General features: G+C 72.5%; 14 protein-coding genes and 1 pseudogene. 5 read left to right on the plus strand and 10 right to left on the minus strand.

Annotated elements, in window-relative coordinates:
- Positions 1-2 precede the first annotated feature (2 nt).
- From AC0680_RS00300 to AC0680_RS00320, 5 genes and pseudogenes are all read left to right on the plus strand, one after another.
- The gene (locus AC0680_RS00300; RefSeq protein ID WP_478623472.1) at positions 3-1,004 is read left to right on the plus strand and encodes a TIGR03842 family LLM class F420-dependent oxidoreductase; all 1,002 of its coding nucleotides are present in this window, start codon (positions 3-5) and stop codon (positions 1,002-1,004) included.
- An 82-nt stretch (positions 1,005-1,086) separates the two neighbouring features.
- Entirely contained in the window at positions 1,087-1,812 is a 726-nt protein-coding gene (locus tag AC0680_RS00305; protein WP_478623474.1) for a protein-L-isoaspartate O-methyltransferase family protein, read from the plus strand.
- Positions 1,813-1,835: 23 nt separating this feature from the next.
- Positions 1,836-2,525, plus strand: coding sequence for a DUF429 domain-containing protein (locus tag AC0680_RS00310; protein WP_478623476.1), 690 nt, complete (start codon positions 1,836-1,838; stop codon positions 2,523-2,525).
- A 441-nt stretch (positions 2,526-2,966) separates the two neighbouring features.
- Positions 2,967-4,043, plus strand: coding sequence for a pentapeptide repeat-containing protein (locus AC0680_RS00315; RefSeq protein ID WP_478623478.1), 1,077 nt, complete (start codon positions 2,967-2,969; stop codon positions 4,041-4,043).
- A 208-nt stretch (positions 4,044-4,251) separates the two neighbouring features.
- Positions 4,252-5,428 (plus strand): annotated as a pseudogene (locus tag AC0680_RS00320) (cytochrome P450 family protein).
- A gap of 547 nt (positions 5,429-5,975) precedes the next feature.
- On the opposite strand, the gene AC0680_RS00325 reads toward AC0680_RS00320, so the two are convergent.
- The 10 genes from AC0680_RS00325 to AC0680_RS00370 form a co-directional block, all read right to left on the minus strand.
- On the minus strand, positions 5,976-6,722 hold the full coding sequence (locus tag AC0680_RS00325; protein WP_478623479.1) for a hypothetical protein: 747 nt from the start codon (positions 6,720-6,722) through the stop codon (positions 5,976-5,978).
- A 180-nt stretch (positions 6,723-6,902) separates the two neighbouring features.
- A complete protein-coding gene (locus AC0680_RS00330; RefSeq protein ID WP_478623481.1) occupies positions 6,903-7,766 on the minus strand; it encodes a class I SAM-dependent methyltransferase in 864 nt (287 codons plus the stop codon).
- Positions 7,760-8,551: an alpha/beta fold hydrolase gene (locus AC0680_RS00335; RefSeq protein ID WP_478623483.1), complete on the minus strand. Its 792-nt coding sequence runs from the start codon at positions 8,549-8,551 to the stop codon at positions 7,760-7,762. The genes AC0680_RS00330 and AC0680_RS00335 overlap by 7 nt, the downstream gene beginning before the upstream one ends.
- Positions 8,548-9,186: a LysR substrate-binding domain-containing protein gene (locus tag AC0680_RS00340; RefSeq protein WP_478623485.1), complete on the minus strand. Its 639-nt coding sequence runs from the start codon at positions 9,184-9,186 to the stop codon at positions 8,548-8,550. Before AC0680_RS00340 ends, AC0680_RS00335 begins: the two co-directional genes overlap by 4 nt.
- Positions 9,170-9,928 carry a DUF6182 family protein gene (locus tag AC0680_RS00345; protein ID WP_478623486.1) on the minus strand — a complete coding sequence of 253 codons (759 nt, stop codon included), beginning with the start codon at positions 9,926-9,928 and terminating at the stop codon, positions 9,170-9,172. The genes AC0680_RS00340 and AC0680_RS00345 overlap by 17 nt, the downstream gene beginning before the upstream one ends.
- A gap of 318 nt (positions 9,929-10,246) precedes the next feature.
- Positions 10,247-11,374, minus strand: coding sequence for a hypothetical protein (locus AC0680_RS00350; protein WP_478623488.1), 1,128 nt, complete (start codon positions 11,372-11,374; stop codon positions 10,247-10,249).
- Positions 11,371-12,828 carry an FAD-dependent oxidoreductase gene (locus tag AC0680_RS00355; RefSeq protein ID WP_478623490.1) on the minus strand — a complete coding sequence of 486 codons (1,458 nt, stop codon included), beginning with the start codon at positions 12,826-12,828 and terminating at the stop codon, positions 11,371-11,373. The genes AC0680_RS00350 and AC0680_RS00355 overlap by 4 nt, the downstream gene beginning before the upstream one ends.
- Complete coding sequence (locus AC0680_RS00360) at positions 12,825-13,682, minus strand: class I SAM-dependent methyltransferase (RefSeq protein ID WP_478623492.1); 858 nt, start codon at positions 13,680-13,682, stop codon at positions 12,825-12,827. The genes AC0680_RS00355 and AC0680_RS00360 overlap by 4 nt, the downstream gene beginning before the upstream one ends.
- Positions 13,679-15,376 (minus strand): GH3 family acyl-acid amido synthetase, encoded by a 1,698-nt coding sequence (locus tag AC0680_RS00365; RefSeq protein WP_478623494.1) that lies wholly within the window; start codon positions 15,374-15,376, stop codon positions 13,679-13,681. Before AC0680_RS00365 ends, AC0680_RS00360 begins: the two co-directional genes overlap by 4 nt.
- On the minus strand, positions 15,373-16,002 hold the full coding sequence (locus tag AC0680_RS00370; protein ID WP_478623495.1) for a hypothetical protein: 630 nt from the start codon (positions 16,000-16,002) through the stop codon (positions 15,373-15,375). Before AC0680_RS00370 ends, AC0680_RS00365 begins: the two co-directional genes overlap by 4 nt.
- Between the last annotated feature and the right edge of the window lies 1 nt (position 16,003).

Genomic DNA, 16,003 nt, shown 5'->3' on the forward strand with positions numbered 1-16,003 from the left:
TCGTGGACTTCGGAGTTGTCCTGCAGGCCGACCCGCCCGCCTCCGCCGTCGTGGCCCTGATGCGCCGCGCCGAGCGCAACGGCTTCCGCTATGGCTGGACCTTCGACTCGGCCGTGCTGTGGCAGGAACCGTTCGTCATCTACAGCCGGGTGCTGGAGCACACCGAGCGGCTGATCGTCGGCCCGATGGTCACCAACCCCTCCACCCGCACCCTCGAAGTCACCGCCTCCACCTTCGCCACCCTCAACGAGATGTACGGCAACCGCACGGTCTGCGGGATCGGCCGCGGCGACTCCGCAATGCGGGTGGCCGGCCGGCCGCCCAACACCCTCGCCCGGCTGGGTGAGGCGATCGGCGTCATCCGCGACCTGGCCGAGGGCCGGGAGGCGGAGGTCGGCGGCCACCGCGTCAAGATCCCCTGGATCAAGGGCGGCCGGCTCCCGGTCTGGATGGCCGCATACGGCCCCAAGGCGCTCGCCATGGCGGGCCGGCTGGCCGACGGTTTCATCCTCCAGCTCGCCGATCCCTTCCTCACCGAGTGGATGATCAAAGCCGTACGGCAGGCCGCGGTGGACGCGGGCCGCGACCCGGCCGCCATCACGATCTGTGTCGCCGCCCCCGCCTACGTGGGCGACGACCTCGTCCACGCCCGGGAGCAGTGCCGCTGGTTCGGCGGCATGGTCGGCAACCACGTCGCCGACCTCGTCGCCCGCTACGGCGAGCACTCCGGCATGGTCCCCGAGGAGCTCACCGACTACATCAAGGCCCGCAAGGGCTACGACTACTCCCACCACGGCCGGGCGGACAACCCCGACACCGCCTTCGTGCCGGACGCCATCGTCGACCGCTTCTGCCTGCTGGGCCCGGCCGCCGCCCACATCGACAAGCTGCGGGCGCTCCGGGAACTGGGCGTCGACCAGTTCGCGGTCTACGCCATGCACGACGCCAGGGAATCCACCATCGACGCCTACGGGGCGGACGTCATCCCCGCTCTGCGGCAGTGAGACCGACGCCGCCCCGACGTAACACACCGACCACTGGGATCCCGCCTCCCGTCCGGGATAGCCTGGACGGGAGGCGGTCGCGATGCCTCATCCCCACGACGACCGGGACCCCCAGAACCCGGGCCCCGAGAACCTGGTCGAAGCCGCCCGAGCCGCTGGCGTGACGGACGAGCGCCTGCTGCGCGCCCTCGGCGCGATCCCGCGCGTAGCCTTCGTCCCGGCCACCGGTAAGGCGTCGGCGTACGCGGACGTGCCGATTCCGCTCGCTCATGACCAGGTGACGACCCAGCCCTCCCTGGTGGCGATGATGGTCGACGCACTCGGCCTGACAGAGGAGGAGCACGTGTTGGAGGTCGGCAGCGGTCTCGGCTTCCAGACGGCGCTGCTGGCCCGCCTCGCGGCGTACGTCGTCGGCGTCGAGCGGTGGGCGGACCTGGCCGAGGGGGCTCGGGCCAACCTCGCCCGGCAGGGCATACGCAACGCCGAGATCGTCGTCGGCGACGGCACCCTGGGCGCACCGGACCGGGCTCCATTCGATGCGATCGTGGTGTCTGCCGCCTTCCCGGAGGTGCCGCCGCCGTTGATCGCACAGCTGCGGGCCGGTGGTCGCCTGGTACAGCCGATCGGGCCCGGCGGCCAGGAGTGGGTGGAGCTGTACGAGCGGACGCACCTGGGAGAGGGGCTCGTGCGCCGCCGGACCGTCGTTCTGGCTCACTTCGTCCGGCTCTTCGGGGAGTACGGGTACTCCCCGACGGAACGATCACCGACGAGCCCGTCCCCGAGGCCCCCGTTCGAGGACACTGACTGACGCGGTGGTGACATGGTGATGGCGTGGTGACCGTTCTCGGCGTCGACGCATGCCCGGGCGGTTGGCTGGCGGTCGAGCTCCGCGACGGCCGCTTCGCCCAGGCACGGGTCGTCACCGCCCTACGCTCCCTCCCGCCCGATGCCGCGGCCGGCGGCGTCGAGGCCGTGGCCGTGGACATGCCGCTGGGGCTCCTCGAAACCGGGTGGCGGCGCGCGGACACCGAGGCGGCGGCCCTTCTGGGACCGCGCAGGGGCAGTGTCTTCCGGGTGCCGCCGCGCGCGGTGTGGCAGGAGGAGACGTACGACGAGGCGCAGCGCCGCTGCCGCGAACTCACCGGGGCCGGGCTGAGCCGCCAGAGCTGGGGGCTGGCGCCCAAACTCCGTGAGGCGAACGCCTGCTTGGCGGCACCCGGGGCCGACCGGCTCTTCGAAGTCCACCCGGAAGTGTCGTTCCGGGCCCTGGCGGGCGGGACGGCGCTGCTTGCCCGCAAGAAGAGCTGGGCGGGACAGATGGCGCGGCGCTCGCTCCTCGCCGCAGCCGGGATCGTCCTCCCGGACGACCTGGGGGACGCGGGACGCACCCCGCCGGACGACGTACTGGACGCGGCCGCCGCCGCGTGGACGGCCCACCGGATGGCCCTCGGCCGCGCGCACCCCCTCCCGGATCCGCCCGAGCGCGATGCCGACGGGCGCCAGGTCGCCATCTGGTATTGACACCGACCTTCGCTGACCTTCCTGGCGTGCATCTCGTCGGTGAAGCCCGCGGGCGTCAGCGCCCCGGCCCCAGCGGCCATCCAGGAGCCGTGGGGGCCCGGCAACTGGGCAGCGACGCCCAGGAGCAGCACAGTGGCGCCGGCCATCGGCAGGGTCGGGACGTCAGGGAGACGGTGCACCTTCCGGTCGATCAACGCGAGCGTCACGGATCCCGGCCCGTAGGGGCGGCCGCATCCGGCGACGGTGCACCGCGGCACGCCGAGGCGGCCCGCGCCCTTGTGGGGCTGGTGGGCATCCTGCTCTGGCCGGATAGGTACACCGGCTTCCGTGCCGCCCTGCGATCATGTGTGCATGGACACGGGGGGATCAACTCATGGCCGCCGCATGCCGATGGTCTCTCGGCGGCGTCGGGTCAGTTCCGCTCTCCTCACGGTGGCGGCGGTGCTGGCCGTGCTCGTCGCGTTGGCCGTAGTGGTCGTGGTGCTCCCGGGACTGGTGGTCGAGCGCGATCTCGGCGGGGCCAGGATCTCGGCCGCCGAACGGCTCGGAGCTGTGAACGACGTACGCACGACGCTCGTGCAGGCGGCCGGTGGCGCTGTCGTCCTCTTCGGCGCGTACGCCACCTGGCGGCAGTTGAGGGTTAGTCAGGAGGGATTGAACGCCACCCGAGAGGGGCACATCACCGACCGCTTCAGCCGGGCGGTCGACCAGCTCGGCAGCGAGAACACGGACGTGCGGATCGGCGGCCTCTACGCACTGTGGCGGATCGCGGACCATTCGGCTCACGACCGTGAGGCGGTCATCTCGATCATGGCCGCGTTTCTCCGGTCTCACCTGCCATGGTCTCCGCAAGGGCAGGACTCCCCGGCGGCGGAAGCCTCCATCAACTCCGTGCCTCCGCTGGAGACCCGTGCCCCGGATGCCCAGGTGGCACTCACCGGCCTCGGGGTCCTGTGCCAGGAACGCCACCCCGACTGGCTCAACGTCAGTTACACCGACCTGCGTCGGGCCGACTGCGACGGACTGTGGCTGCACCACATCAACTTCGACGGGGCCTGCCTGGAAGCGGCGAGCATTTACCAGGTCAACCTGACCAAGGCATCGCTGATCGCGGCCAATATGCGGCACGCGGAGCTCGGGACGTCGATTCTCCACCAGAGCCGCTGCATCGAAGCCGACCTGCGCGGCGCTCGCATGGTCAGGGCCGACCTCAGCGACGCCGACTTCTCCGACGCCGACCTGCGGGAGGCGAATCTGCGCAAGGCGCGGGGCCATGGCACCAAGTTCACCGGCGCGGATCTGAGACTGGCTGATCTCCGAGGAACCGACCTCACTGGTGCCGACCTGACACGGGCGAAGCTGGAAGGTGCACTGGCGAGCGACGTCACCGTCTGGCCGGCGGACTTCGACATTCAGGCGGCAGGCGTCGTCATGGTCGAGGATCCCGGGGCCGAGCCGAGCATCCTGCTGCCGGCCGCCGCGATCGCGAGGAACGTCCCGCCCCTGCGTTCGGCTTGATGCTCCGATCGGCGGGGTCCGTCAGGCGGCTGCTCCGAGGGGGCGTCCGCCCCAGCGAATGCCTTTCTCACTGCGGATGCGGATGCGGATGTTGGCGCGTTGGCGTCGCTGGGTCGGCCAGGACCTCGGGGGCGAGTTCGAGGACCGACCCTCGGGTACAACGTAGCGAGACAGTGAGCCGCGCTGTCACCGACCCATTGGCAGAATCGTGAACGACCCATTGACCGACCCGCAGTTCTTCACCGACCCCTACCCCACCTACGCCCGGTTGCGCGGCACGGCTCCCGTGCACGAGGTGCCCACCGGATCCGAGGGGCGCTGCAGCTACCTGATCACCGGCTACGCGGAGGCTCGGGAGGCGTTCGCCGATCCCCGGCTGTCGAAGGACACCGCGCGTTTCTTCGCTGCTCGGCCGTCGGGGCGCAACCTGCACCCCGCGGTTGCCCAGAACATGCTGGCCACCGACCCGCCGCGGCACACGAGGCTGCGGCGGGTGGCGGCGAGGGCGTTCCCCAAGGGGGTCGTCGAACGTCTCCGTCCGTACATCACCAAAGTGGTGGGCGACCTGCTCGACGCATGGGAGCCGGGCGGGGAGGCAGATCTGGTGGCTGACGTCGCCGTCCCTCTGCCCGTCACGGTGATCTGCCAGATGCTGGGCGTGCCCGAGGACGACCGCACGCCGGTGTCCCAGTGGTCGAACGAGCTGTTCACCGCCGGACAGCACCAACGGATCGACGCCGCTTCCCACGCCCTCGCCACCTACATGACCGAACTCGTCGTGTCGAAGCAGAAGAGTCCCGACGACAGCCTCCTGCACGACCTCATCAGGCACAGTGGTGACGACGGCCCCCTCACCCAGGACGAAGTCGTCTCGCTGGCTGTGCTCCTGGTGGTGGCCGGCCACGAGACTACGACCAACCTCATCGGTAACGCCGCCTTGGCGCTTCTTCAGCACCCGGCCTCGCTCGCACAACTGCGCGTCGACCCGGGGCTGATGAGCACCGCGCTCGACGAACTGCTGCGCTTCGACTCACCTCTGAACATCGCCACCTTCCGCTACAGCACCGAACCGCTCACCCTGGGCGGTACCAAGATCCCCGCCGGCGTGCCTGTACTCATCGCCCTGGGGGCCGCCAACCGTGACCCTGCGCTTCACCGACCCCGATGAACTCGACCTCGGCCGCGACGCCAACGCCCACCTGGCCTTCGGCCACGGCATCCACCGGTGCCTGGGGGCGCCGCTCGCCCGAGCCGAGGCGGAGATCGCACTCCGAGCGATCATCGAACGCTTCCCCGGCATCCGCCTCGCCGCCCATACCGAGGATCTGGAATGGCGGCAAACGCGCCTGCTGCGCGGCCTCAAAGCCCTACCGGTCACCCTGTAGCCGGGCCCACGTCGGCACCGCGTGAACGGTGGCTCTGGATCACCCCCTGAGGGCCTTCATCGGTCTGAACTGGCGTGGCTGTGCTTCGGGGCGTCATTGTCCGGGGAGGCCCTTCCTCAACTGCACCCCGAAGGCTTGTGCGTCAAGATTCACCGCTTGAAATCCCCGCTGGTCGACCGTCGCCAACCTCGTACACGGGCCGAGCCACTGGGCCTCGCAGCAGCCACGACGCCAGGGAATCCACCATCGACGCCTACGGGGCGGACATCATCCCCGCGTTCGCCGACTGAACGGGCGTGGGTGCGGAGCCTGCCGCCCCGTCTTCTTCTGGGCGCAGCTGACGGATCCCGAACTGCGGCGGATGGCGGCTGTGACCAGGAAGCACCACTACGACCGCGGCCACTCCACATCGCCGGTGGCCCGGACGCTTCTTCGCACGCAAGCCGGGCTCCTTGGGAGCCCGGCTTGCCGCGGCGGAAGAACGCCGCTGGAGCGATCAGTCGTCTTTCACGCGACCAGGGCCCGGCCCTGACCCATCGGGCACGCCCTAGGCCAGGTCGAACGCCTTCACGCCCGACAGCAGCGGAATGAGTGCGTAACGGCCGTCTCCCGTACCGCAGTTCGGTCGGCTGTCCGCGGTGGTGGCGATGTTCGTTCCGGCCAGGAAGCGTCCGTCGCTGCTCGGCACCACCGTCGAGAAGTGGTTGGCGGCTCCGTCCCAGTAGTACATGCACTGGTGCAGGTTCACGTAGCGCCCCGTGGTCAGGTCGAGCGTCTTGACTCCCGACAGGATGGGGACGAGTTGGTAGTTGCCGTCCCCGGCGCCGCAGTTCGGCCGGCTGTCCGCGGTGGCGGAGACGTTCGTTCCCGCCAGGAAGCGTCCGTCGCTGCTTGCCACCACCGTCGAGAAGTGGTTGGTGGCCGAGGCCGAGTAGTACATGCACTGGTGCACGTTCAGGTAGCGCCCGGCTCGCAGGTCGAGCGGCCTGACCCCGGACAGGATCGGCACGAGCCCGTAGTTGCCGTCCCCGGCGCCGCAGTTCGGCCGGCTGTCCGCGGTGGCGGACGCATTGCTCCCGGCCAGGAAGCGTCCGTCGCTGCTCGGCACCACCGTGGTGAAGTGGTTGGTGGCCGAGGGCGAGTAGTACATGCACTGGTGCAGGTTGAGGTACCTGGCGGCGACCTGCCCGGGTCCACGGGCGTGGGCCGTGCCCGGCGCGAGCAGCAGGGCTGCGGTGCTGAGCGTGGCTGCGAGGGCAGCCAGCCACGGCTTGAAGCGACCTTTCCGACGCACGGTGTTCCCCCTCTCCAAAGCTCCTTCCGGTAAGGAGCAGGGAAAAGCAGAGCACGGAGCGGTGTGCCGGGAATGGCATGTGTCATCCAATCCACCCGAAGGTGGGTAGTGCGTACGAGCGTCGATGGCGGTCCGGACCCCGTACGGGCGCCGAGGCCGTCGGGGCGCCGCCGCGTCCGGTCAGAGGGTGCCGGTGGTCGTCGGTACGGTGCCGACGGCGATGACGTTGCCCTCGCTGATGTAGCCGGACGGGTCCTGGAGCGGGTTGGCCGCGCCGTCGGGGACCAGGAACGCCTGCCAGTCGCCGCCGAGGCCGGCGTCGGCGGCCTGCCGGGCGATGCGGGCGCACGCGAGGCCGTAGAACCGCCGCACGGCCGGGTCCATGGGGGCGTAGTGCTCCATCACGACGGTGCGCTGCCGTACCCCTTGCAGTCCCGCCTCGGCCAGCCATCGGTAGAGGTCGCGCGCCCGCAGGAGTTGGCGGGCGTAACCGGGGGTCCGTGCGGCCGCGCGGAAGAAGTCGGTGAAGAGGAAGGGGTCGGCCCCGGGGCGTGCCGTGATCAGGCTAGCGTCGAGGTCCTTGACGGCGACGACCCCGCCCGGGCGGACGACGCGGCGGAACTCCCGCAGTGCGCTGAGCAGTTCGCCGTCGTTCAGGTACTGGGTGGTGTTCGCGCACCAGACGGCGTCGAACGTCCCGTCCTCGTAGGGAAGGTCGAGGATGTCGCCCTGCCGGACGTCGGCCGGAGGGGCGAAGGAGCCGTCCCGTGTCCGCTCGGCGGCCCGCGCGGCGTTCTCCTCGGCCAGGTCGATCGCCGACACGCGGCCGGCGGCCCCGACCCGGTCGGCCAGCAGGGGGAGGAAGGACCCGCTGCCGCAGCCCGCGTCCAGCACATGCCAGCCCGCCTCGATGCCCGCCTCGTCCAGGGCCTGGCGGTAGTACGGAGCGCAGGCCGCGAAGTGCGCCTCGACGATGTCGTTGCGGGTGAATCCCAGGCCGGTGGAGGAGGCGTAGCCCCAGGACTCGTGGTCGTCGCTCAGCATGCGTCCGCTCCGTTCCGCTCCGCCGCACCGACGGTGTCGAGCAGCTCCACGAGGGCGTCCGTGGTGCGCTGCGGTGCCTCCACCGGCGGCAGGTGGCCGGCTCGGGGGACGGTGACGAGTCGTCCCTGTGGCAGCGTCGAGGCCAGCTGCCGTGCCTCGTCGAGGGAGACCAGCTCGTCCTCCTCGCCGGCGACGACCAGGGCGGGCACGTGGGCCGTCCGCAGGTCGTCCACGGCGCCCGGACGGGCCGCGATGGCGCGCTGCGCCCAGGCGACGGCTTCCGGGGCCGCGGCCGCGGCCAGGGACACCACCCGGGCGACCGTGTCCGGCGATGCGGAGCGGGTGGTGGCCCCGAGCAGCATCGGAGTGGTGCGGGCGACGAGCCGGTCCCGCTGGGCATCGTCGAGGATCAGTTCGGCGAACCCTCTCCGCTGGGCGGCGCCCTGCGCGGTGTCCGCGGTCCCCCTGGTGGACAGCAGGCCCAGGCCGAGGACGCGGGCGCGGTGGCGGCGCAGGAAGGCCATCGCCACATAGCCGCCCATGGAGCTGCCGACCACGATGGCGCGGGCCGTTCCCCGCTGGTCCATCCGGCGGGCGAGGTCATCGGCCACCAGGTCGAGCGAGGGCGGATCCGCGCCCAGGGGTGTGCCACCGAAGCCGCGCTGGTCGAAGGTGAGCACCGGGTGCCCGCGCGCGCGGAGCCGGCGCGCCTGTGCGTCCCACATCGAGGAGTCGAGCGGGAGGGCGTGGAGCAGGACGACAGGGGGTCTGTTCGCCGGGGTCATCGTCGGGCACTCCGTTCGGCGTCGGTGATGAACTGACTTACAGCGGTGGGGAGTTGTGCGTCGCGGCGCCAGGCGAGGGAGACCGGGGCCGGTGGCAGGTCGTGGAGCGGGACGGCCCGGATGTGCGGGGGAAGGACGTCCTCGAGGGACCGGAAGGACAGGTGCACGGCGGCGGAGCGGGCGAGGAGGTCCACCATCTCCTCCACCGTGGTCATGGGACGGACCCGGCGGACCGGGCGGCCGCCGGGGGTGCGCGGCGGCACGACCTGGTCCCAGACGTACGGGGGGAAGTCGCCGGGGCAGCTGAAGGTGTCGTAGTCGGCGGCCTCCTCGACCGACACGGTCGCGCGGGTCGCCAGGGGGTGGTGCGCGCCGAGGATCAGGGCCCGGTCGTCGAAGGACACGGGGTCGCTGAAGGCGAGGTCCGGTTCCCGCAGCGCGTATTTGACGAGCAGTACGTCCATCTCGTCGGCGCGCAGCGGCCCGAACGGGTCGGCCACGTCGTAGGGGACGAACTCCACGTCCCGCTGGTCGCGGCCCGCGGCGGCGACCAGCTCGGCGGCCGGCCGCGGTGAGCCGTGCACGCCGAGGCGGACGGGGCGGCGCGCGGCGCCGGTGTCATGGGGAGAGGGCAACGCGGGTCTCCTCGGTCAGTCCGGCGTACGCCTGGAGCGCGTCCGGACGGTGGGTGTCGGTGTCGATCCGCAGGGCCGCGAACGGCTTGCCGACCCCGGCCAGCCGCGGCACCGCCCGCACGGTCAGCCGGTCCCCGCCGGCGATCAGCCCGTCCATGACCGCCTCGGCGAGCAGATGGTTGAGCTGGACGAGCACCGTGGCGACGGTGGCCCCGGCCGTGGCGACGTACACGTCGCGGTGGACCGGCGCCCGCCCGCCCGGGACCGCGGCGGGGACGTCGACGGTCATCGGCCGCCAGGCGTTCAGCGGCTGCGGGCCGCTGAACGCCTTGAGCAGCCTGCGGAGGGTGGCCGTGGCGCCGTCCGGGGCGGGACGGGTCCAGGCGACCGCGCCGTCGTCGCCGATGTGGCCGAAGGCGAAGCGTTCCCGGAGGTTGTCGGGCCGGCCGGACAGGTAGACGGTGCGGGTGAACGAGCGTCGCCAGGCCGCGCTCTCGTCCGCCGGCAGGCCGAGCGCGAAGCGGCAGGTCTCGCGCACCCAGTTCCGCAGGTCGAAGCGGCCGACGACGCAGACGACCAGGGCCCCGTCGGAACCGTCCGGTCCGTCCAGGGCGGCGATCCGGCCCTTCGCCGCGCGCAGGGCCCGTGGGCTGGACAGGTCCAGGTGCCCGGAGAGCTCGGGCCGGGCCGTGCGCAGGCGCTGCGCGGCCACGCCGAGCAGGAGTTCGGGGGAGAGGGGCATCGGGTCTCCTTCGTGGATACCCGCGGCTTCAGCCGAGGGCGGGTGGGGGTACCTGCCGCTTGCGGGGGAGGAACGAAGCTCCTGCGGAGCAGGGCATAGATAGCCGGCCGCCGCCGGGCGATCCGGCGTTCGCCCGCGACGGGGAGAGCGGGTCCACCGTGATCGGGTGCTCTCAACTGTCAGTCCTCCCAGGTGGGTTCGGATGCATGACGGCGGAAGCGATCACGGCGGAGGATGCGGGGCATGCCCGCTGCACGTACCGCCTGCGGGTCGCAGGCGACGTGAGCTGGGAATCCCCCTCGCTTACGAGCGGGGGAGTCAAAGGAACACCGTGGACAGGAGTGCGCGGTCGGGGGCGGGGCCCTTCTTGCCGAGCAGGGACGAGGTCAGCCGGTAGGGGTCGACATAGGTGTGGTCGCGGCGGTGGCGGGCCAGGGCGGCCGGCACGTCGGGCGGGCCGTCGCCCCGCGCGGCCGGCTGCGACCGGTCGAGCAGCCGCTCGGCACGCAGCAGGCACTGCCGCAGGAGGTCGTGCCGGAACGACTGCGCCTGCCCCGGCCCCAGGGTCGCGATGAAGTACAGCCGTATGCCCAGGCGCCGTACCGCGGGTTCGTGGTCGTCGCCCACGGCCCGCAGCAGTGCGTCCACCGTGTAGGCGTGCCAGCCGCCGTGCCGGGCCGAGGTGATCTTCCCGTCGAGGGGTACCCGGCCGACCGGCACCCGGTGGACGGTCCGGCCCGGCCCGGCGAGCACCCGCTGCAACAGCTGGTAGTCGGGGTCGAGTTCGCGGTCGTAGAGCAACACGACCTCGTCGTGGTGGGGGACCAGCGGCAGCAGCTCGCGCAGCGCGCAGGCCAGGTAGTTGGGGCGCCCGTCGGGGGAGACGATCTGGCGCAGCGGCAGGCCGAACCGCGTCGCGTCGAGGTAGACGGGGCCGCCGCAGTCCCGCTGGTCCAACCCCGCGCCCGCGGAGACCAGCCGGCCGATCATCTCCTCGAGCCCGAGGCCGGGCGGCTGGTGCCGCTCCAGCCCCGGGTCGTGCAGCCCGAGCCGGGCGTAGTGGCCGGCCCACAGGCGCAGCACGCGCGCACTGGCGGGGTGCACCCAGCCGCCGCTCTCGACGGCCTCCTCATAGGGGCGCAGGTCCTCGGCCGGGGGACGGCCGGCCTCGGCCCGGTAGCGGACGTAGAGCTCCCCGATCTCCTCCTCGGTCAGCGTGGAGTAGTCGGTGTCGCCGCCCGTGCGGTCCAGGAACTCCCAGAAGCCCAGGGTCTGTTCGGTGGGGTGATAGGTGGTGTGGCTGTAGCGGTAGGTCACGTCGGCCAGTTGCGCGGTGGCCCGGAACATCACGTCGGTCCACAGCAGCCCTTTGAGGTGGCTGGGGGTGAGCGGCTTGGCGGGGGTGACGGTGATCGGCGCCAGGAGCACGGTCGGGCGGCGGGTCACCGCTGCGCTCCTCGCCCGGTGGCCATGGCGTCCAGCAGTTCCTCCCGGGTCGGCGGCAGCGGCCCGGCCGGTCCGGCGACGGGGCGGGCCCGGTGCACCCGCGCCCGGAAGCCGGGGTCGTCGAAGACCTCGGCGGGGGTGGAGAGGGTCATCAGCATGCGGGTGAGACCGCGCCACACGGTGGGGTCTGAGGCGGCGGCGGTCGCGATCGCCGCCATGGACGGCCGGCCGGTGGTGTCGGCGGTGGCCTGCGCAGGCGGTGGGGTCCCGTCGGCCGCCGCCCGCCACAGGGCGATACGCGCCAGGCCGTCTTGGGCAGCCTGCGCGTACCAGGGGCCGAACAGCTCCTCGGCGAGGTGGGCGGCCCGTTCGCTCTGTGCCGTGCCGACGGCCGGCCGGGAGTCCAGCAGGTCCGCCAGGGCGAAGGCGTGGGCGAAGGCGAGGGACACACCGCGTCCGTAGAGCGGGTCGGTGACACAGGCGGCGTCCGCGACCGGGAACAGCCCGGCCACCGGCTGCTGCCGGGCGGTGGCGGTGCCGCGCAGGATGTTCGGCGCGACGGTGATCGCGCGCACGGGGGTGAGCGGTACGGCGACCCCGTCGGCCAGCCAGGGCCCCAGGTACGGGGACAGCCGGGCGGCGGCGGTGAAGGCGTCGGACGAGGGGAGCCCCCGCGTCGCCGGATCTTTGGCGAGCAGTCCCAGCGACACGGCGAACACGTCGCCGTCGGCGGGGTGCAGCACGGCGGCGTAGTGGCCGTGGATCCCGCCGGCCGCGTTGCCCCGGTTGAGCGGTCCGGGCCGTCCGGGGCCGGTCAACCGGTAGAAGCGCGTGACGACGCGCACCGCCGTCGGGCTGGTCAGGTCCTCGGCAAGGGGGATGCCGGCGGCGTCGAGCCAGGACCGGGACGCGGCCTTGCGGCCGGAGGCGTCGACGACCACCCGGGCGGGGAGGTGCTCTCCCCGGTCGGTGACCACGCCGGCGACCGCGCGCCCGGACGGAGCCAGCAGCAGACCGCGGACCGTGGTTCCGTAACCGATCTCGATGCCGGCGGTGGCGCGCACCGCGCGGTGCAGCACCAGTTCCAGCACGGGGCGGCGCATGGCGAGCGCGACCAGTTGGTCGTCGGCCGGCTCCCGGACGCGGTCCGGTGCCGTGCGGGGCGCGGCGGCCGTGAGGTCGAGCGTGTGGCCGCCCTCCTCCCGCAAGGCGTCGAGCAGGCCCGGCAGCCGCTCGGCCAGCACCCGCATGCCCAGGGAGGTCAGGACGTGGGCGTGGGCGCTCTGCGGCACGGTGGGCCGCCGCCACACCTCGGCGGCCTTGGCGGCCGGCCCCTCCGGCGGCGGGCCGGACCGCTCCAGGATCCGCACGCGGTAGCCGTGCTCGCGCAGTGCCAGTGCCGTGGCGAGGCCGGCGATACCGGCCCCCGCTATGAGCACGGCGGGCGTGGTCAACGCCGCCGCCCGTGGACGAAGAACACCCGGCGGACGTCCCTGACGTCCCGCTCGGGCACCGGGTCCGGCCACCGGCCGAAGTCCGCCTCCGGCTCCCCGGGCTGTACCGCGCGGACCTCGTACCCGTAGCGGTCGAAGAGCGCCTCGGGCTCGTCGCTGCCGAACAGCCAGGGGCAGCCCCACCCGGCGAAGACGTTCAGCAGCCCCTGCATGTGGGGCAGGGTGAGGGCCGCCGCGTTGACGATGTCGGCGGCGATGCGGCTGCCGGGCGCGGTGAGGGCGGCGACCCGCTCCAGCATGCGGTGCGCGTCCGGCTCGGGGATGTAGTAGAGCAGCCCCTCCAGCAGCCAGGTGGACGGCAGGGCCGGGTCGTAGCCGGCCGCGACCAGGCGGCTCTCCCAGTCCTCGGCGGTGAGGTCGACGGCGACGGTGCGGTGGGCGACCCGTGGCGCGACGCCCCGCAGCCGTTGCTCCTTGAACGCCAGCACGGCCGGCCGGTCGACCTCGAAGTAGCGGATGCGGTCGGGCCACGGCAGCCGGTAGGCCCGGGAGTCCATACCGGCCGGGGCCAGCACGATCTGGGTCGTCTCCGCTTCCTGCGCGGCCTTCTGGAGGAAGTCGTCGAAGAACCGGGTGCGGATCGCGTTGTAGTCGGGGGTGCTGGGAAGGGTGCGCGGCCGGTCGGGTGGGAAGGTCGCGGCACGGACCTCGGCGAGCAGTCCTTCACCCGCCTCGCCCACGAGCCGGGCGGCGTAGGGGTCCTCGTACAGCCGGTCCGCGCGGCGGGTCTCCGCGGCGCGCAGGGCCGCGGTGAGCAGAGCCGTGCGCTCCACGGCGTTCAGCAGGTCGGTCATGCCGGTTCTTCCCCGTCCGTCGTGGTGTGGGTCAGGCGCTGCCAGAGTGCGTCGTCCTGCCGGAACATCCGGTCCTTGACCTGGGTCGGGCGGATGCCGCCGGCCACGGCCGTGTGCCAGTCGCGGTGGAAGGCGTCGCGGTCGAGGTGGCGCAGGACGGGTGCGTCGAGCCGGCCGTCGGCCCGCGCCCGCCCGTAGTCCGCGGACTCCGCGGTGAGGCCCTGGTCGAGCAGCGCGGCGAAGCGTGCGTTCTCCGCCGCGCTCCAGGGCGTGGTGGCGGCCAGGGCGAAGGTGTAGCGCACCGCCGCGCCGGCCGACGCCTCCACACGGCAGGCGACATTGCGCAGTTGCAGGCCGGTGGCTCCCAGCGCGCGGTGCAGCGCCCGCACGACCTGGGCGTCGCGCAGCCGCTCCCCGGCCGCGTCGGAGCGGGTGTTGCGGCCGGCGTACTCCAGCCGCGGCACCCCGCGCACCCGGTCGACGACGCGCACCACATCACCGCCCGCGTAGCGGTACAGACCGCCGACGTGGCTGAAGACCACGTGGTAGTCACGGCCCGCTTCGAGTTCGTGCGGCAGCAGGGTCGGTGTGCCGGGCAGCAGGTCGTCGTCGGCGGGCACGAACTCGTAGACCGACGCGGACACCACCAGGCTCCCCGCCGAGCCGTGCCGGTCCAGCGCCACACCCGACGGCCCCTCCGACGCGGCCACCGGCGCCGGCAGCGCGGTGACGCCGGTCCCGAACTCCTCCCGCAGCGCGGGCATGTAGAGCGACGCCACTCCGGTCGTCCAGCAGAACAGGGCACGCAGCCGCGGCCACACATGGGCCGGGCGGACCACCCCGAAGTACTCCGCCAGCCGCTCCAGTTCGCGGGCGCGTTCCGGGTCGGGAGCCCGGTGGGCCACCCCGCCCAGGGTGCCGTCGCGCACCTCCCGCACGATCCTGGGCCACCACAGGTTCAGCTGGTACGGGACGGCGGCGATCATCGCCGGGTTGATGCCGATCAGGCAGCGCACATCGCTCTGGACCGCGAGCCGGAGCCGCAGATACATCTTCTGGAGGTGGTCGTCGGGAGCGACGTCGACCGGCAGGGCCGCCCAGGGCGCTCCGGTGCCGGGTTCGGCCGAGAGCGGTTCGCCGAACATCTCGCCGAAGTCCACCTGGCTGGCGCCCACATGGGGCCGCCCGTCCGCCGTGGTGGGCGGGGCCGTCAGCGGGTCGTGCTTGAGGTTGAGCACGGCGTCCGGCCGGCTCAGCACCTCCGGGAAGTGCTCCAGCAGCGGTGCCCAGGCCGCGTAGTAGAACGGGAAGAAGGTGGTGCGCATGAAGCGCCGGGTGACCGGGATCTTCTTGTGCGCTCCGGTGCTGCCGCTGCTGGTGAAGTACACGACGGCCGGGTCCGCCGACAGCACATCGGTCTCGCCCGCCGCCATGCGGTCGATGTAGGGGGCGTGCGCGGCGTAGTCCTGGAGGGGAACGGCCCTGCGGTACTCGTCGATCGTCCGTATGCCGGCGAATCCGTGGCGCCTGCCGAACTCCGTTCCGGCGTTGAAGTCCAACAGGTCCGCAAGGACCCGCTGCTGCTCCTGCCGCAGGTCGGCGAGCGACGCCGTCAGACGGTCCCGTTCCGCGAACACCCGCGCCCGGTACCGTTCGGTGTGGCCCGGGGTGTCCCATGATCCGGCCGTGTTCACCGGGACAGCACCTCCAGCACCTTCTCCGCGGTACCCGCCACGCTGTCCTGCTCGTCGAGCATCTCCACCGGCAACTGCCGCACCTCTTCCAGCATCAGTTTCCGGAGCTGCTTCTGGTAGCTCTCGAAGCCGCCCCACACGGGGCGCGTTCCGAAGTACTCCAGGGGATTGAGCCGCGCCCCGTTCGCGCTGCGCCGCCACGCGGACTCCGGCGCGACATCGAGGTAGAGGACTCCGCGCGGCTGTGGGAAGGACCGCCACCACGAGAACAGCGGACCGGCCCGCACACCGGCCAGCCGGCACTTCGCCAGGATCTTGTAGTAGTAGGAGTCCATCAGCAGCGGGGTGCCGGGGTCCTGGGCCGCCATCTGGTCCCGCAGATGAACCACGGCGGTCTGCAGCAGACTCGCCAGGAAGTCCGCCGAGTACGCGCCGCCCAGTTCGGGCAGCACGTCCTCGACCACATTGCGGCGCAACTGCGTGATCAGCGCGTACTTCTCGGCGGTGAGCTCCTGGTCCGTGGACAGGGTCCGCCACGCCGGCGCCCGCTTGGCGACCTCCGCCAGGACCGACGACTTCCCGGCGCCGTCCGGCCCCAGCAGAACGAAGAACTGGTGGTCCGTCATG

It is taken from the genome of Streptomyces sp. NPDC043738 (genome assembly GCF_056436545.1).